Annotated in this window: 16 protein-coding genes; 5 read left to right on the top strand and 11 right to left on the bottom strand. The window is 71.0% G+C overall.

The window, feature by feature from the left end:
- Positions 1–12: 12 nt before the first annotated feature.
- Complete coding sequence (glpX, locus tag M1L60_RS17455) at positions 13–1,056, bottom strand: class II fructose-bisphosphatase (RefSeq protein ID WP_253238489.1); 1,044 nt, start codon at positions 1,054–1,056, stop codon at positions 13–15.
- A gap of 102 nt (positions 1,057–1,158) precedes the next feature.
- Here glpX and M1L60_RS17450 point away from each other — a divergent pair, with 102 nt between their 5' ends.
- Positions 1,159–1,851, top strand: coding sequence for a DUF4245 domain-containing protein (locus tag M1L60_RS17450; protein WP_253238488.1), 693 nt, complete (start codon positions 1,159–1,161; stop codon positions 1,849–1,851).
- Between the two features lie 12 nt (positions 1,852–1,863).
- On the opposite strand, the gene M1L60_RS17445 is transcribed toward M1L60_RS17450, so the two are convergent.
- From M1L60_RS17445 to M1L60_RS17430, 4 genes are all read right to left on the bottom strand, one after another.
- On the bottom strand, positions 1,864–2,067 hold the full coding sequence (locus M1L60_RS17445) for an exodeoxyribonuclease VII small subunit (RefSeq protein WP_253238487.1): 204 nt from the start codon (positions 2,065–2,067) through the stop codon (positions 1,864–1,866).
- 80 nt (positions 2,068–2,147) lie between these two features.
- Positions 2,148–3,386 (bottom strand): exodeoxyribonuclease VII large subunit, encoded by a 1,239-nt coding sequence (gene xseA / locus M1L60_RS17440; protein WP_253238486.1) that lies wholly within the window; start codon positions 3,384–3,386, stop codon positions 2,148–2,150.
- Positions 3,387–3,406: 20 nt separating this feature from the next.
- Complete coding sequence (locus M1L60_RS17435; RefSeq protein WP_253238485.1) at positions 3,407–3,985, bottom strand: hypothetical protein; 579 nt, start codon at positions 3,983–3,985, stop codon at positions 3,407–3,409.
- Positions 3,986–4,010: 25 nt separating this feature from the next.
- Positions 4,011–4,565, bottom strand: a complete 555-nt coding sequence (locus M1L60_RS17430) for a hypothetical protein (RefSeq protein ID WP_253238484.1) — start codon at positions 4,563–4,565, stop codon at positions 4,011–4,013.
- Between the two features lie 121 nt (positions 4,566–4,686).
- Here M1L60_RS17430 and M1L60_RS17425 point away from each other — a divergent pair, with 121 nt between their 5' ends.
- On the top strand, positions 4,687–5,658 hold the full coding sequence (locus M1L60_RS17425) for a 4-hydroxy-3-methylbut-2-enyl diphosphate reductase (protein WP_308208501.1): 972 nt from the start codon (positions 4,687–4,689) through the stop codon (positions 5,656–5,658).
- Here the strand turns inward: M1L60_RS17425 and M1L60_RS17420 are convergent.
- Positions 5,655–6,797 (bottom strand): DNA recombination protein RmuC, encoded by a 1,143-nt coding sequence (locus M1L60_RS17420; protein WP_253238483.1) that lies wholly within the window; start codon positions 6,795–6,797, stop codon positions 5,655–5,657. The genes M1L60_RS17425 and M1L60_RS17420 overlap by 4 nt on opposite strands.
- 54 nt (positions 6,798–6,851) lie before the next feature.
- Between M1L60_RS17420 and M1L60_RS17415 the strand changes: the two genes are divergently transcribed.
- Positions 6,852–7,610 carry a hypothetical protein gene (locus M1L60_RS17415; protein ID WP_253238482.1) on the top strand — a complete coding sequence of 253 codons (759 nt, stop codon included), beginning with the start codon at positions 6,852–6,854 and terminating at the stop codon, positions 7,608–7,610.
- Here M1L60_RS17415 and M1L60_RS17410 read toward each other — a convergent pair.
- From M1L60_RS17410 to M1L60_RS17395, 4 genes are all read right to left on the bottom strand, one after another.
- Positions 7,607–8,167, bottom strand: a complete 561-nt coding sequence (locus M1L60_RS17410) for a hypothetical protein (RefSeq protein ID WP_253238481.1) — start codon at positions 8,165–8,167, stop codon at positions 7,607–7,609. The two genes, M1L60_RS17415 and M1L60_RS17410, sit on opposite strands and share 4 nt — an antisense overlap.
- 175 nt (positions 8,168–8,342) lie before the next feature.
- Positions 8,343–10,922, bottom strand: a complete 2,580-nt coding sequence (gene valS, locus M1L60_RS17405; protein WP_253238480.1) for a valine--tRNA ligase — start codon at positions 10,920–10,922, stop codon at positions 8,343–8,345.
- A 46-nt stretch (positions 10,923–10,968) separates the two neighbouring features.
- Complete coding sequence (locus tag M1L60_RS17400) at positions 10,969–11,469, bottom strand: methylated-DNA--[protein]-cysteine S-methyltransferase (RefSeq protein WP_253238479.1); 501 nt, start codon at positions 11,467–11,469, stop codon at positions 10,969–10,971.
- Positions 11,470–11,546: 77 nt separating this feature from the next.
- Positions 11,547–12,965 (bottom strand): DNA-3-methyladenine glycosylase 2 family protein, encoded by a 1,419-nt coding sequence (locus M1L60_RS17395; protein ID WP_253238478.1) that lies wholly within the window; start codon positions 12,963–12,965, stop codon positions 11,547–11,549.
- A 109-nt stretch (positions 12,966–13,074) separates the two neighbouring features.
- Between M1L60_RS17395 and M1L60_RS17390 the strand changes: the two genes are divergently transcribed.
- Both M1L60_RS17390 and ychF read left to right on the top strand, forming a co-directional pair.
- Positions 13,075–13,836, top strand: coding sequence for an alpha/beta fold hydrolase (locus M1L60_RS17390; RefSeq protein ID WP_253238477.1), 762 nt, complete (start codon positions 13,075–13,077; stop codon positions 13,834–13,836).
- A 22-nt stretch (positions 13,837–13,858) separates the two neighbouring features.
- Positions 13,859–14,944 carry a redox-regulated ATPase YchF gene (gene ychF / locus M1L60_RS17385; RefSeq protein WP_253238476.1) on the top strand — a complete coding sequence of 362 codons (1,086 nt, stop codon included), beginning with the start codon at positions 13,859–13,861 and terminating at the stop codon, positions 14,942–14,944.
- Positions 14,945–14,963: 19 nt separating this feature from the next.
- Here ychF and M1L60_RS17380 read toward each other — a convergent pair whose 3' ends face one another.
- Positions 14,964–15,548, bottom strand: a complete 585-nt coding sequence (locus M1L60_RS17380; RefSeq protein WP_253238475.1) for a Uma2 family endonuclease — start codon at positions 15,546–15,548, stop codon at positions 14,964–14,966.
- Position 15,549 lies beyond the last annotated feature (1 nt).

Genomic DNA, 15,549 nt, shown 5'->3' with positions numbered 1-15,549 from the left:
ATCAGCGAGTTCTCAGATAACCGGGTCGCCGTCGCCGAGCGGGACGGTGGGCAGGTGACCGTCGAAGTCGACGGCCGAATAGAGGGCCAGCTTCTCGAGCCGGTGATACGAGTCGATCACCCGGATGGTGCCGCTCTTGGACCGCATGACGATCGACTGGGTGTGCGCGCCGCCCGAGCGGTAGCGCACGCCTTTGAGCAGGTCGCCCGAGGTCACACCGGTGGCCACGAAGAAGCAGTTGTCCCCGGTGACCAGGTCGTCGGTGGTCAGCACGCGGTCGAGGTCGTGCCCGGCGGCCAGCGCCTTCTCGCGCTCGGCGCCGTCCTGCGGCCACAGCTTGGCCTGGATCATGCCGCCCAGGCACTTGAGCGCGCAGGCCGCGGTGATGCCCTCGGGGGTGCCGCCGATGCCCATCAGCACATCCACGTCGGACTCGGAGCGGGCGGCCGAGATGGCGCCCGCGATGTCGCCGTCGGAGATGAACTTGATGTTGGCGCCGGCCTGGCGCACCTCTTCGACCAGCTTGGCGTGCCGGGGCCGGTCGAGGATGCAGACAGTCACGTCGTTGATGCTGGACCGCTTGGCCTTGGCGATACGGCGCAGGTTCTCGGCCGTGCCGGCGTTGATGTCGACGACGTCGGCGCAGTCGGGACCGACGGCGATCTTCTCCATGTAGAAGACGGCGCTCGGGTCGAACATCGCGCCGCGCTCGGCCACCGCCAGCACCGCGACCGCGCCCGGCATGCCCTTGCTCATCAGCGTCGTGCCGTCGATCGGGTCCACGGCCACGTCGACCTCGGGGCCGGTGCCGTCGCCGACCCGTTCCCCGTTGAAGAGCATGGGCGCCTCGTCCTTCTCGCCCTCACCGATGACCACCGTGCCGCGCATCTGAATCGAGTTGATCAGCTTGCGCATGGCGTCGACGGCGGCGCCGTCACCGCCGTTCTTGTCGCCCCGGCCGACCCAGCGGCCGGCGGCCATGGCGGCGGCCTCCGTGACACGAACCAGGTCGAGGGCGATGTTGCGGTCGAGATCCTGCGGGACCCGTGCGGGCATGGGCGCCTCCTCGCGACGTTGCGGGGCCTTGGTGGGTGCACCGATCCTCACATGCGCGGACGGGCGAAGTCTCGACTCAGCGACATGGTTAACAATGGGTAGGTGGAACCCGCATCGCCCGCGCCCGCCAAAGCCGAAGCGTCCACCGACGCTGACGCGCCCACCGCCGAAGCTCCCGCTGCCGAGGCTCCCGTCGCCAAAGCTTCCGCTGCCGAGGCTCCCGTCGCCGAGGCTCCCGTCGCCGGAGCTCCCGCCGCCGAGCCGGAGCAGCCGGCCCGCCTCGCCCGTGACTCGGAGCGGTCGCCGAAAGACATGATCATGTCGCTGGCGGTGCTGCTGATCCCGATCGCCCTGCTGCTGACCTTCTACCGCCTCGTCCTCGACGGCGACAAGCCGGTGGCCATCGACCCCGCCCCGACCGTGCAAGAGGCGCAGCAGTCGAAGCTGTTCCCCGTGCTGGTGGCCCAAGGCCTCAACGAGGACTGGCACACCTCGAGCGCCACCTTCCGCCGGGCCGAGAACGGCGCGACCCTGCGGATCGGCTACGTCGACCCCGACAAAGACCCGATCCAGCTGGTGCAGAGCAACGTGCCGGCCGACACCCTGCTGCCGCAAGAGCTGAGCAAGGACGCCGAGGCGGTCGGCAACTTCCGCTCCTCGGCCGGTGTCTGGCGCCTCTACAACGCGCGGCCCGGCGAGCGCGCGCTGGTGCTGGCCGACCCGGCCCGGACGGTCGTCATCGTCGGCAAGACCGACACCGAGAACCTGGAAGCGCTGGCCGACGCCCTGCGCTGAGGCCGGCCGGGCTCAGCCGTCGGTGCGGGCGGCCCGGGCCGCCTCGATGCGCTCGCGGGCGCCGTCGAGCCAGCGCTGGCACACGTCGGCCAGCTTCTCGCCGCGTTCCCACAGCGCCAACGACTCCTCCAGCGAGCTGCCGCCCTGTTCCAGACGCTCGACGACACCGGCCAGCTCGGTGCGGGCCTGCTCGTAGCTCAACTTCTCGTCGCTCACTGCTGCTCCCGTGCTCGCTGCCTTGGCCACCACTCAACCCGCCGCTCTGCTCACCCGGCGCCCCGCGGCGCGGGACCCAGTCATTCGTCGTCCTCCACGGCTGCTCGCAGCTCACCCTCGGCCAGCCGCAGCCGGAGCACGTCGCCCGCCCGGGCCTCGCCGGCCGCGCGCACCACGTGGCCGTCGGCCCGCTGCACGATCGCGTAGCCGCGCTGCAGGGTGGCCGCGGGGGAGAGCGCCCGCAGCCGGGCGACCGTGTGACGCAGGTCGTCGTCGGCGCGGCGCAGACGGTGGTCGAGGCTGCGCACGGCCCGGTCGCGCAGCGCGGTCACGTCGGCCGCGCGCTGGTCGACCAGCAACTCGGGACGGGACAGCGACGGGCGCGACCGCCAGGCCTCGATGCGGTGGGTCTCGCGCTCGACCAGGGTCAGCACGGCCCGCTCGAGCCGGCGCCGGGCCACGTCGATGAGCTGCGTCTCCTCGCCGAGGTCGGGTACCAGGCGCTTGGCCGCGTCGGTCGGGGTGGAGGCGCGGACGTCGGCCACGTAGTCGAGCAGGGGAGCGTCGGTCTCGTGGCCGATCGCGCTGACCACAGGCGTGCGGGCGCCGAAGACGGCCCGGCACAGCGCCTCGTCGGAGAACGGCAGCAGATCTTCGACGCTGCCGCCGCCCCGGGCGATCACGATCACGTCGATCGTCTCGTCGTTGTCGAGGACCTTGAGCGCGTCGATGATCTGGGGCACGGCCGTCGGGCCCTGGACGGGCACGTTGATCACCCGGAAGTCGACCGAGGGCCAGCGGCGGCGCGTGTTCATCAGCACGTCGCGCTCGGCCGCGCTGGCCCGGCCGGTGATCAGGCCGATGCGCTGGGGCAGGAACGGCAGCCGGCGCTTGCGCTCGCGGGCGAACAACCCCTCGGCGCCGAGCAGTTTTTTCAGCCGTTCGAGGCGGGCCAGCAGCTCGCCCAGCCCGACCTGGCGGATCTCGTCGGCCCGCAGGCTGAGCGAGCCCCGGGCCGGATAGAACTCGGGCTTGGCGTGCAGCGTGACCCGGGCCCCCTCGGCCAGCTCGGGCGCGCCCGCGTCGAGCACGTCGCGGTGGGCGGTGACGGTGAGGCTGAGGTCGGCCGACGGGTCGCGCAGGGTGAGAAAGACCACGGTGGAGCCGGGCCGGCGGCTGATCTGGGCGACCTGGCCGTCGACCCAGACCCAGCCCAGCTTGGCGATCCAGGCGCCGATCTTCTGACTGACGACGCGGACGGGCCAGGGCTCCTCGGGGGAGCTCTTCGGCGGCGCCGCACTCGGCTCGGGCTCACTCACCCGGCCAGACTACGGAAGCCCTACGACATTTCCCGCGAGGCCTCAGCGCCGTCACCCGCGGTCTCGTCGTAGCTCTGCGAGCGGTGGTGGCCGGCGTTGCGGGCCTCGGAGTGGCTCGTCGGCGGACGGGGCGCCGCGGTGTCCCGGGCTGGGCGTAACCGGGCCGCGGCCACCAGCACGATCAGCCCGGCGCAGAGCCAGAAGAGCAGGTCGGCCAGCGTACGGACGAGGTCGAACCGCCACCCGCCGGGATCACGGGCCAGCATCGTGAACGGGAACCCGTGCCGCACGGCGTACCCGCGCGAGCAGCACGCCACCGTCAGCGCCGGAACCGCGCTGACCACCAGCCCGAGCCCCGCCGTCAGCCCGCCGGCCAGCCACGCGAGGCGGGACACCGGCCCCAGGGACCGGCCCGCGCTCAGCAGGAGCAGCCCGGTGACCAGCAGCACGGCGTGGAAGACGACGTACGGCCCGTCGGTCAGGCCCATGGCCAGGTTGAGCAGGCCCAGCGCGACCAGGGCCCAGCCCAGGATCAGCCGGAGGGTGGCCGCCGCCGAGGCGACAAAGCCGAGTTCCTCGTCCTCCGCAGCCTCTGGCATGCGTCCGAGTATCTCGGCAAAACGGTCACATCACCGGTGATTCCGGTTCTTCCGCCCGGACGGGCCGGGCCCGGCGGACCAGGACGGCGATCACCACCAGGATCAGGCCGACGTACGACCAGACCAGCAGGTTCGCGGTCAGCGAGACGACGTCGGCCGACCACGCCGACGACTGGGCGAGCCGGATCGCGGTCTCGGGGTCGTCGGCGACCCCGCCCCGGCCGACCCAGTGGAAGGGCCAGCCCCGTTCGGCCACGTAGGCGAACTCGCAGCACTCGCGGGACTGCTCGTAGACCAGCCCGGCCACCGTGCCGGCCACCGCGAACCCGCTCATCACGAGCGCCGTGACCAGCCGGGGCAGCCGGATGCGATGGGGCATGAGCAGCACCAGACCGCCGGCCGCGAGGACCGCGCCGACCGCGGCGTCGAGCGCCGCGGTCGCGACGTGCAGGTTGAGCAGGGCCCAGGTGAGCCCGCCGACCAGCGACAACGCGCCCAGGACGAACCGCAGGGCCCGCCCGGTGACCACCCACCACGGCGCCAGTTCGACCGTCTTGTCCCGCTGCTCCTCGTCAAGCATCCGACGAGTATCCCGAGCGGCCGCCGTCCGGTCGAGCCCCGTGTGCGTAGCCTGTGGATGACCCGCTGTGGCCCATATCGCAGCCCGGGCCGCGTGGGCCGGGGCCACGTACGATGGCCGGGTGAGCGATCCTCGGAAGCGTGTCCTGCTGGCCAAGCCGCGCGGCTACTGCGCGGGTGTCGACCGTGCGGTCCAGACCGTCGAAGAGGCGCTGAAGCTCTACGGCGCCCCGGTCTATGTCCGTAAGCAGATCGTGCACAACAAACACGTGGTCAACACGCTCGAGGGCCTGGGCGCGATCTTCGTGGAAGAGAACGAAGAGGTGCCCGAGGGCTCGACCGTGGTCTTCTCGGCCCACGGCGTCGCGCCCGAGGTGCACGAGCAGGCCAAGGCCCGCAACCTCAAGGCCATCGACGCCACCTGCCCGCTGGTCACCAAGGTTCACCACGAGGCCAAGCGCTTCGCCAAGGACGACTACGACATCCTGCTCATCGGTCACGAGGGTCACGAAGAGGTCATCGGCACCTCCGGCGAGGCGCCCGCGCACATCCAGCTCGTCGACGGCCCCGACTCGGTCGACAGCGTCGTCGTGCGCGACCCGTCCAAGGTGGTCTGGTTGTCGCAGACCACGCTCTCGGTCGACGAGACGATGGAGACCGTGGCCCGCCTCAAGACCCGGCTGCCGCTGCTCCAGTCGCCGCCGAGCGACGACATCTGCTACGCCACGTCGAACCGCCAGCACGTGGTCAAAGAGATCGCGCCCGAGTGCGACGTCGTGATCGTCGTCGGCTCGACCAACTCCTCCAATTCCGTCCGCCTGGTCGAGGTCGCGCTCAGCGCCGGTGCCCGCGCCGGCCACCTGGTCGACTACGCCTCCGAGATCCAGGACGAGTGGCTCGAGGGCGCGACCACGGTCGGTGTCTCGTCCGGCGCCAGCGTCCCCGAAGACCTGGTCATGGAGGTTCTGGGACACCTGGCCACCCGCGGCTTCGGCGAGGTCACCGAGTTCACCACCGCCGAGGAGCGCCTGACCTTCTCCCTGCCGCAAGAGCTGCGCCGCGACATGAAGAAGGCCCAAGCGGCCAAGGCCTAACGGGGTTCCAACAGCTCAGGGGCCTGGGGCTGACGCGGGGCGACCTCGAGTTGGGCCGGGGTGGGGATGTCGTCGTCCGAGACGCCCATTTCGGCCAGCCGGCGCGCGCTCACCAGCACGCGTGATTCCAAAGACCCCACTGCTTTGTTGTACGCGGTGACGGCCCCACCCAGCGACGCGCCGAGCTTGCCGACGTGGTCGCCGAGGGTGGACAGCCGGGCATAGAGCTCGCGCGCGACGCTGTGCACCTCGACCGCGTTGCGGGCCAGCTCCTCTTGCCGCCACGAGAAGGCCACCGTGCGCAGCAGCGCGATCAGCGTGGCCGGGGTGGCCAGCACGACGTTGCGGCGGAAGGCGTGCTCCATCAGCGTCGGGTCGTGCCGCAGGGCGACGTCGAGGAACGGGTCGGCCGGCACGAACAGCACCACGAAGTCCGGGGCCAGGTCGAACGCGGTCCAGTACTGCTTGGCCGCCAGCGCCTCGATGTGGGCCCGCAGGTGGCGGGCGTGTTGGTCGAGGAAGCCGTCGCGGCTGCGCTCGTCCCGGGCCTCCAGGGCCGAGAGATAGGCCTCCAGCGGCGCCTTCGCATCGACCACGACCGTGCGTCCGCCGTGCAGACGGACGATCAGATCGGGGCGTACGCCGGAATTGTCGGTTGCCGCCGTGACCTGTTCAGCAAAGTCACAGTGTTCCAGCAGGCCGGCCGCTTCGACGATGCGACGCAGTTGATGTTCGCCCCACCGGCCCCTCGTCTGCGGTGTGCGCAGGGCCGCCACCAGCTGTTTGGTCTCGGTGCGGAGCTCGCCCGAGACGGCACTCATGGCCCGCACCTGCTCGCGCAGCTCGGCGTAGGCGTCGACCCGCTCCCGCTCCAGCTCGGCCACTCTTTCCTCGTAGCGGCGCAGGGTCTCGTGCAGCGGCGCCACGGCTCGGGCCACGGCCTCTTGCGACTGGGCGGTGGCCTCGTACGTCAGCGAACGCAGCGACTGCTCGAGGCGCTCCTCACCGTCGGCCCGGGCCTGGATGGTGGCCTCGAGCCGGGCGATATCGGCCGCCGCCCGCAACCTGGCTGTGAGCCAGCCGAGAGCGCCCCCGGCAGCGAGGCAGACAAGCACTACGACCAGCGTCGAAACAGTCACATACCGGAGATTGCCAGACCGGGCTTTCGTGAATCACGAGGGTACCGTTGAAACATGAGCGTGTTGCTGATCCTGGGCATCGTCATCGTCGTCCTCCTCGTGATCGTCCTGGCCCGGCGCAACGGCGCCGCGTCCCAGCAGACCAAGCTGGAAGACGCGCGGGCCGAGGCCCAGCGGTGGTACGAGCGGCTCGGCGGTCAGCTGATGAACCTGCACGGCAACGACGAGGCGGCCCGCCAGGCGCTGTCCGACGCCGGTGAGCGTTACAACGCCGCCGGCGGCCAGTTGCAGCAGGCCAACACCGTGCGCCAGTTCGAGCTGGCCCGCGAGTCGGCGCTCGAGGGCCTGCAGTACGTGCGGGCCGCCCGCCTCGCCATGGGCATCGACCCCGGGCCCGACCTGCCCGCGCTCGCCTCGGCCCAGGGCGTGGGCCAGCTGACCAAGGAACGCGAGGTCAGCGTGCAGGGCCACAGCTACAAGGCGGGCCCGCAGCCCGGCAACGACACGCCCTACTACTACCCCGGCGGCCGGGTCCAAGGCCGTCCGGTGCCAGCGGGCTGGTATTCGACCCCGGTCTGGAAGACGGCGCTCGGCGCCGGCGCCGGTGTGCTCGGCGGCATGCTGATCTTCGACGCGCTGCTCTCGCCCGGCTTCGGCGACATGGGCTACGGCGACGGCTTCTCCGACGGCTACGCCGACGCCGCGCAAGACTTCGGCGGCAACGACATGGGCGGCGGCGACATGGGCGGGGACATGGGCGGCAGCGACTTCGGCGGCGACGGCGGCTGGGGCGGCGGCGACTTCGACTTCTAGGCCGCGGTGGCCTCGTCCGGTGGCAGGTGTTTGGCCAGCTCGCGGCGTAGGCGGCGCGGGCTGGGCCAGACCTCGCTGAGGTCGGCGGTGAACGACTGCCCGTCCGGGGTCTCGGCCAGGGGTGGCGGGCCGGCCTCCTCGCCCTGCACCGGGTGCACGCGGTCCATGTCGACCGGGGTCACCTCGAGCAGGTTCTTCAGGCCGTCCCGGCGCACGGTCACGTGTTTGATGTCGGCCCAGGCCAGCATGATCGGGTCGCTCTCTTGCGCGGCCAGTTCCAGCCCGCCCGAAGAGACCCGCACCCACGTGCGCAGCGACCCCCGCGTCGAGAAGACGTAGGCGCCGGACGCGAGCGCCGCGATCACCGCCGCCTGGCCCGCGGTCACCCACCAGCGGCTTCCGGAACCGGTGGAACCGAGCAGCGCGGCCAGCGGCGCCACCAGGGCGAACGAGATCATCAACAGCAGGAAGAGCGCGAGGAACGTCCGCACCGGCGACGACTTGAACAGCACGGCGTCGCGGGCGGGCGCCTCGACCTGCTCGGGCGCGATCGACATGCCTACATGCTGCCCTGCCGGCGGCCCCGGCTCCGGCGATTTCGCCAGAGCCGAGGCCCGCCGAGCATTCCCGCACCGGCCCGCCAGGCCCGTCGGCCCGCGCCAGGCCCGTCGGCCCGCGCCGGGCCCGCCGGTCTGCGCCGGGCCGCCGGTTCGTGCCGGCGGGTGGGTCGGCTCAGAAGGCGCTGGCGATCACCAGTTCGGGCGTGCGGCCGGGCAGGGTGTCGAGCTTGGCGATACGACCGGCTGCCTTGAGGTCACCCTCGACCAGGGCCAGCCTTTCCAGCACGTCGGCCGGGCCCAGCGCCTCGGCCAGCGGCACCTCGGCCTTCATCGACAGCTTGCGGTCGGACTTGGCCCGCCGGACCTGGCGCAGCGCGTCACCGGCCAGGTCGAGCAGCGTGGCGTCACCCTCGCCGGCCACCCGCGTCAGCTCGTAGGTGGTCGGCCACGTCGCCTGGTGCACCGAGCCGTACCGCCACCACGACCAGACTTCTTCGGTCACGTACGGCACGAACGGCGCGAACAGCCGCAGCAGCACCGACAGCCCGGAGGCCAGGGCCGCCCGGGCCGAATCGGCCGCCGGCCCGGTCGCGTACGCCCTCTCCTTGACCAACTCGATGTAGTCGTCGCAGAACGTCCAGAAGAACGCCTCGGTCGCCTGCAGCGCGTCGGTGTGGTCGTAGCGGTCGAACGCCTCGGTGGCCGTGGTGACGACGGTGGCCAGCCGGGCCAGCATCGCCCGGTCGAGCGGCTCGGTGACCGGCTGCCGCAGCGAGTCGGCCGCGCCCAGCCCGAGCGCGAACTTCGACGCGTTCAGGATCTTGGTCGCCAGCCGCCGGCCGACCTTGATCTGGGCCGGGTCGAAGGCCAGGTCGGCGCCGGGCCGGCCGTTCGCGGCCCAGTAGCGGACGGCGTCGGACCCGTTCTGCACCAGCAGGTCCATCGGGGTGACGACGTTGCCCTTGGACTTCGACATCTTCTTGCGGTCGGGGTCGAGGATCCAGCCCGACAGGACCGCCGTCTTCCACGGCAGGACATCGCTCTCGAGGTCGGCCCGCAGGACGGTCGAGAACAACCAGGTGCGGATGATCTCTTGCCCCTGCGGCCGCAGGTCCATCGGGAAGACTCGCCTGAACAAGTCTTCAGTCTGGTTTTGGGTGGCGGGCGGGGCGGTTGGATGGGCATCGTCGCCCTGCCAGCCGCCGACGATCTGCGGGGTCAGCGACGAGGTGGCCCATGTGTCCATCACGTCGGGGTCGGCCGTGAAGCCGCCCGGGACGTCCCGCTGGGATTCGTCGTAGCCCGGCGGGCACTCCGAGGACGGGTCGACCGGTAGGGCTGATTCATCCGGTATGAGAAGCTTGTCGTAATCCGGCTCGCCAGCGTCGTCGAGCCGGTACCAGATCGGGACCGGCACGCCGAAGAAACGCTGACGACTGACCAGCCAGTCCCCGGTCAGACCGGTGACCCAATGCTCGTAGCGGTGCCGCATGTGCTCGGGGAACCACTGCAGCTCACGGCCCCGGGCCAGCAGCCGGTCGCGCAGCTCGGGCTCGCGCCCGCCGTTGCGCAGGAACCACTGCCGGCTGGTGACGATCTCGAGCGGCGAGTCGCCCCGCTCGTAGAACTTGACCGGGTGGGTGATCGGCTTCGGCTCGCCCAGCAGGTCGCCGGTCTCGGTGAGGATCCGGACGATCTCGCGGCGGGCCGCGTTGACGGTCAGGCCGGCGAAGTCGCGGTAGGCCGCGTCGGAGACCCCGGCCGGGCGGTCGGGCAGGAACCGGCCGTCGCGCCCGAGCACCACCCGCGTCTCGAGCTGCAGGTCGCGCCACCAGGTGACGTCGGTGATGTCGCCGAACGTGCAGACCATGGCGATGCCGGTGCCCTTGTCCTTCGCGGCCATCGGATGGGCCAGGACAGGAACTTCGACATCGAAGTACGGCGTACGGACCGTGCTCAGGCCCTCGTAGCGCTCGTCACCCGGGTGGTAGACCAGCGCGACACAGGCCGGCAGCAGCTCGGGCCGGGTGGTGTCGACCTCGACCGGGCCGTCGGGGCCGTGGAAGCGCAGCCGGTGATAGGCGCCGGGACGTTCCCGGTCTTCCAGCTCGGCCTGGGCGACCGCGGTGCGGAACCCGATATCCCACAGCGTCGGCGCCTCGGCCGTGTAAGCCTCGCCGCGGGCCAGATTGTTGAGGAAGGCCCGCTGCGAGACGGCCTGGGAGCGCTGCCCGATCGTCGTGTACTGCAACGCCCAGTCGACTGAGAGCCCGAGCCGCCGCCACAGCGCCTCGAACACCTTCTCGTCCTCGGCGGTCAGCCGGCCGCAGAGCTCGACGAAGTTGCGGCGGCTGATCGACAGGGGCTGCTTGGGCGCGGTGGCCGGCGGCTCCCACTGCGGGTCGTACGGCAGCGCCGGGTCGCAGCGGACGCCGTACACGTTCTGGACCCGGCGCTCGGTCGGCAGGCCGTTGTCGTCCCAGCCCATCGGATAGAAGACGGTCTTGCCCCGCATGCGCTGGAAGCGCGCGACAGTATCGGTGTGGGTGTACGAGAAGACGTGCCCCATGTGCAGCTCGCCCGATACGGTCGGTGGAGGCGTGTCGATCGCGTATACATCCGCCCGCTCCTTCGAGCGGTCGAACGCATACGTGCCCTCCTCCTGCCAGGTGCGCGCCCACTTGTCCTCGAGGCCGTCGAGCGACGGCCGCTCGGGCAGACCGGCGCGCCCGGTCGTTCCCGTATCAGTCATGGCTGAATGCTACGGCGACGATCGGGCGACGACCGCTTAATAATGCTCACGCCAGGGCAGCCTCGTGGTCGAGCAGGAACCGCTTGACCGACAGACCCCAGCGGTACCCACCGAGCGAACCGTCGAGCCGCAGCACCCGATGGCACGGCGTGAAGGGCGCGACCGCGTTGCGGGCACAGGCGGAGGCCGCGGCCCGGATCGCGGCCGGGCGACCACTGAGCCGGGCGAACTCCGAATAGGTCACCGGTGCACCTGGCTTGATCTCGCGCATGACCTGCCAGGCGTGGCGCATGTATTCGCCGCCGTTGTGCTGCTCGACCACGACAGCCTCGAGCGCGGACCGGTCACCGTCGAAGTAGGACCGCACATGATCGGTCACCGGGCCGACGTCGTCGTTCGGCTCGAGCGGCTCCCGCAGGCTCGGGTGGATCAGATCGGTGAGGTCGGCCACGTCGGCCGTGAAACCGGCGGCGCGGACGGCGCCGGTGCCGGTGACGACCACGGTGAGCGGGCCGGCCTGGGTGTCGAGGGTTCGGTACTTCAACATCGCGTCCTCCAGGGGGTGCGGCACAGCCTGACCCGTCGTGGGCGGCCGTGGGAAAGATCTTGCTGAGCTGTGGAAAACTACGCCGCGCGCCACAGCCGGATGAGGGCGTAGCTGCGCCACGGGCGCCACCTCTCGGCGTACGCGGAAAGGGTTTTGACCTGGTCGGGCAGCCCCAGAGCGCGGGCGCCGCGGCGGACGGCCAGGTCGGTCGCGAGGAAGACGTCGGGGTCGCCGATCGCGCGCATCGCGACGTAGCCGGCTGTCCACAGGCCTATCCCCGGAATGTCGGTGAGGCGCGCTACGGTCTCCTCGCGATCGGCACCGGGATTCAGGTCGAGCTTCCCGTCGGCCACCGCGTCCGCCAGTTGCCGGATGGTCTCGCGCCGGGCCGTCGGCATACCGAACGCGCTGTCCGGCAGGTCGGCGACCTCGGCCGCCGTGGGGAAGCCGACCAACGTGTCCGACCGAGAGAAAGGACGGATCAAGCGGCTCAGTGTCGTCCGCGCGCCCGACACGCTGACCTGCTGCCCGACGATCGCGCGCACGGCCATCTCGAAGCCGTCCACGGCCCGGGGCACCCGCACGCCCGGCTCGGCCCGCACCATCGCGGCCAGCGCCGGGTCCGCGCCCAGCGTCGTGTCGACCGCCTCGGGATCCGCGTCGAGGTCGAACAGCCGCCGGCAGCGGGCCACGGCCGGGGCGAGGTCGCGCACGTCGCTCAGCCGCAGGGTGGCCGAGACCCAGCGGTCGGCCGGGCTGAGCGAGACGGTCGCGCTCCCGTGGGGCAGGGTCAGACCCCGGCGGTACGTGGTCCCGTCGCGTTCCTCGACCCCCGGCAGCGCCCTCGTGCCGAGGAAGTCGAGCAGCGCCGGCGCGTGCAGCGGCGACCGGTAGGCCAGCCGCAGGCTGATCGTGCCCGGCTCGCCGACAGTGACCGTCCGGCGTTCGCGCAGCGTGCTCGGCGCCTGCGCGTAGACCTCGAGGATCGTGTCGTTGAACTGCCGCACGCTGCCGAACCCGGCGGCGAACGCGATCTCGGCCAGGCCCAGGTCGGTGGTCTCGATCAGGATGCGGGCGGTCTGTGCGCGCTGGGCCCGGGCCAGGGCCAGCGGCCCGGCGCCGAGTTCCGCGGTCAGCAGCCGGCCGAGGTGCCGCTCGGTGTAGCCGAGACGACTGGCCAGGCCGGGCACGCCCTCGCGGTCGACGACGCCGTCGCCGATCAGGCGCATGGCCCGGCCGACCAGGTCGGCCCGCACGTCCCACTCGGGGGAGCCGGGCGCGGCGTCGGGCCGGCAGCGCTTGCAGGCGCGGAAGCCGGCCCGCTGGGCGGCGGCCGCGCTCGGGTAGAAGCGGACGTTCTCCCGCTTCGGGGTCATCGCCGGGCAGGACGGCCGGCAGTAGATGCCGGTGCTGGTCACGGCGGTGCAGAACCAGCCGTCGAAACGCTGGTCCCGGCTGTCCACGGCGCGATAGCACCGTTCGAAGTCCAGTTCCATGCCCAGAAGTCTGCCCGCCGGGGCGCGGCAATTGCTGGCGGGATTCGGACATGGCCATGCGCTGTCAACTTTGGTTGACGATGACCGACGTGTCAACTACGGTTGACGCATGGAGACCTCGACGGTAACGGAGATCCGCTATCGCACGTTCGGGTCGGGCGGTCCCAAGGTCGTGCTGCTGCACGGCGGGATGCAGACCTCGGCCAACTTCACCCGGCTCGCCACGGCGCTGGCGAGCACCTTCACCGTGTACGTGCCGGACCGCCGCCGCCAGGGCCTGCGCTCCGAGATCAGCGACCTCGCGGCGGTGCTCGACGAGACCGGCGCGGGCAACGTGTTCGGGCTGAGCTCGGGTGCGGTCGTCGCCTTGCACGGCGCCCTCGAACTGCCGCGGATCGAACGGCTCGCGCTCTACGAACCGCCGTTGCGCTACGGCGGCTTCGACCCGCTGGGCTGGCGGCCGCGCTTCGAGAAAGAGCTGGCGAAGGGGCATACGGCCCGAGCGATGGTCACGGTCAGCAAGGGCACCGGCGATTTCCCGTACGTGCCGAGGGCGGCCCTCGTCCCGTTCGTCCGGCTCTGGATGCGGTCCGACCCGCGGGTGCGCGAGCTGGTGCCGACCATGCGCGGTGACGCGGCCGTGGTCGAGCAGGCCGGCGGGCCGCTCGACCGCTACGCGGCGGTCACGGCCGAGACGCTCCTGCTCGGGGGCGAGCGCTCCCCGGCGTACCTGATCAGGGTTTTGAACGGTTTGGAGCCTGTGCTGCCGAACGTGCGGCGCGTGACCCTGGACGGTGTGGGTCACGTCGCGGCCGACAACAGCGGCCAGCCCGAACGGGTTGCGGAGGAACTGCGGAAGTTCTTCCGGTAGCCGCTGCGTAGACTAGCGTTCCGTGAGCCTCACCATCGGAATCGTCGGCCTGCCCAACGTGGGCAAGAGCACCCTGTTCAACGCCCTGACCAAGAACGACGTGCTCGCCGCGAACTACCCGTTCGCGACGATCGAGCCGAACGTCGGCGTGGTCGGGCTGCCCGACGAGCGGCTGGGCAAACTCGCTGAGCTGTTCAGCAGCGAAAAGATCATCCCGGCCCCGGTGAGCTTCGTCGACATCGCCGGCCTGGTCCGCGGCGCGTCCAAGGGCCAGGGCCGCGGCAACGCGTTCCTCGCCAACATCCGCGACGCCTCGGCCATCTGCCAGGTCGTGCGCGCCTTCAGCGACCCCAACGTGCTGCACGTCGACGGCAAGGTCAGCCCGTCCGACGACATCGAGACGATCAACACCGAGCTGATCCTGGCCGACCTGCAGACGGTCGAGAAGGCGCTGCCCCGCCTGCAGAAAGAGGCCAAGCTCAAGAAGGACAAGGCCCCCGTCGTGGCCGCCGCCGAGGGCGCGTTCAAGCTGCTCAACGACGGTGTCACCCTGCACGCCGGGGCGAAGGCGGCGGGCGTCGACGTCGAGCTGCTGGGCGAGCTGCACCTGCTGACGACCAAGCCCTTCCTGTACGTCTTCAACGTCGACGAGGCCGAGCTGAACAACGCCGCCTTCCTCGACGAGCTGCGCGCCCTGGTCGCCCCGGCCGAGGCCGTCTTCATGGACGCGAAGATCGAGTCCGAGCTGATCGACCTGCCGCCGGACGAGGCGCAGGAGCTGCTCGAGTCCACCGGCCAGACCGAGCCCGGCCTCGACCAGCTGATCCGCATCGGCTTCAACACGCTGGGCCTGCAGACCTACCTGACGGCCGGCCCGAAAGAGGCGCGGGCCTGGGTCATCCCGACCGGCGCCACCGCCCCCGAGGCCGCGGGCGTCATCCACAGCGACTTCCAGCGCGGCTTCATCAAGGCCGAGATCGTCAGCTTCGACGACCTGATGACCGCGGGCTCCATGTCCGCCGCCAAGTCAGCCGGCAAGGTCCGCATGGAAGGCAAGGACTACATCATGAAAGACGGCGACGTCGTCGAGTTCCGCTTCAACGTCTGACGGGCATCCTGGGCCCGGCTCAGCCTTTGCGGCCGGGCACCAGTTTGCTCAGGTCGAGTTCCATCGCGAAGGGCACGGCTGTATGCAGCCGGTCACGGTGGATTCCGGTCGGTGCGTACGACCGGGTGACGCCATCAAGTTCGTAGGTGTGGATGACGGGTGTCTCGTCGTCCTGTTCCACCCGCCAGTGATGCGGGATGCCGGCTTCCGCGTACTTGCGGAGCTTGACCGTCCGGTCGCGGTGCGCCGACTCTGGCGAGACCACCTCGATGACCAGCAACACTTGGTCAGGCATGTAGAAGGTGCGCTGCGGGTCGTAGACGGGAGCTCTTGTGGCGAGAAGGTCGGGCTCGGGACGATTGCGTTCGTCGAGACGAATGGTCATCTCGCGTTCGACCTCGACGTTCGCCGGTGCTTGGTCCGTGAGGGCGAAGAGAAGGGCGGAAACGGCCCGGCCGTGCCAAGCCCGCTGGGGAGACATCATGAAGACGAGGGCTCCATCGATCAATTCCGTATGACGGGGCGCCTCGGGCAGGTGGTCGAGGTCGTCGGCGAACCAGCCCTCGGGGCGGGGCGGATGCATCCACTCGGGCACCGTCGTCATG

The sequence above is a fragment of the Paractinoplanes aksuensis genome (assembly GCF_024137025.1).
Classification (GTDB): domain Bacteria; phylum Actinomycetota; class Actinomycetes; order Mycobacteriales; family Micromonosporaceae; genus Actinoplanes; species Actinoplanes aksuensis.
The sequence above is the reverse complement of the archived record's forward strand: the minus strand, read 5'-3'. Positions and strand labels throughout refer to the sequence as shown.

Excerpts from the sequence above, each read along its gene's own strand:
- M1L60_RS17435 (WP_253238485.1), bottom strand. The coding sequence starts at position 3,985 with ATGCCAGAGGCTGCGGAGGACGAGGAACTCGGCTTTGTCGCCTCGGCG.
- valS (WP_253238480.1), bottom strand. The coding sequence starts at position 10,922 with ATGACTGATACGGGAACGACCGGGCGCGCCGGTCTGCCCGAGCGGCCG.
- M1L60_RS17380 (WP_253238475.1), bottom strand. The coding sequence starts at position 15,548 with ATGACGACGGTGCCCGAGTGGATGCATCCGCCCCGCCCCGAGGGCTGG.
- M1L60_RS17430 (WP_253238484.1), bottom strand. The coding sequence starts at position 4,565 with ATGCTTGACGAGGAGCAGCGGGACAAGACGGTCGAACTGGCGCCGTGG.
- M1L60_RS17400 (WP_253238479.1), bottom strand. The coding sequence starts at position 11,469 with ATGTTGAAGTACCGAACCCTCGACACCCAGGCCGGCCCGCTCACCGTG.
- M1L60_RS17390 (WP_253238477.1), top strand. The coding sequence starts at position 13,075 with ATGGAGACCTCGACGGTAACGGAGATCCGCTATCGCACGTTCGGGTCG.
- M1L60_RS17395 (WP_253238478.1), bottom strand. The coding sequence starts at position 12,965 with ATGGAACTGGACTTCGAACGGTGCTATCGCGCCGTGGACAGCCGGGAC.
- M1L60_RS17410 (WP_253238481.1), bottom strand. The coding sequence starts at position 8,167 with ATGTCGATCGCGCCCGAGCAGGTCGAGGCGCCCGCCCGCGACGCCGTG.
- glpX (WP_253238489.1), bottom strand. The coding sequence starts at position 1,056 with ATGCCCGCACGGGTCCCGCAGGATCTCGACCGCAACATCGCCCTCGAC.
- M1L60_RS17415 (WP_253238482.1), top strand. The coding sequence starts at position 6,852 with ATGAGCGTGTTGCTGATCCTGGGCATCGTCATCGTCGTCCTCCTCGTG.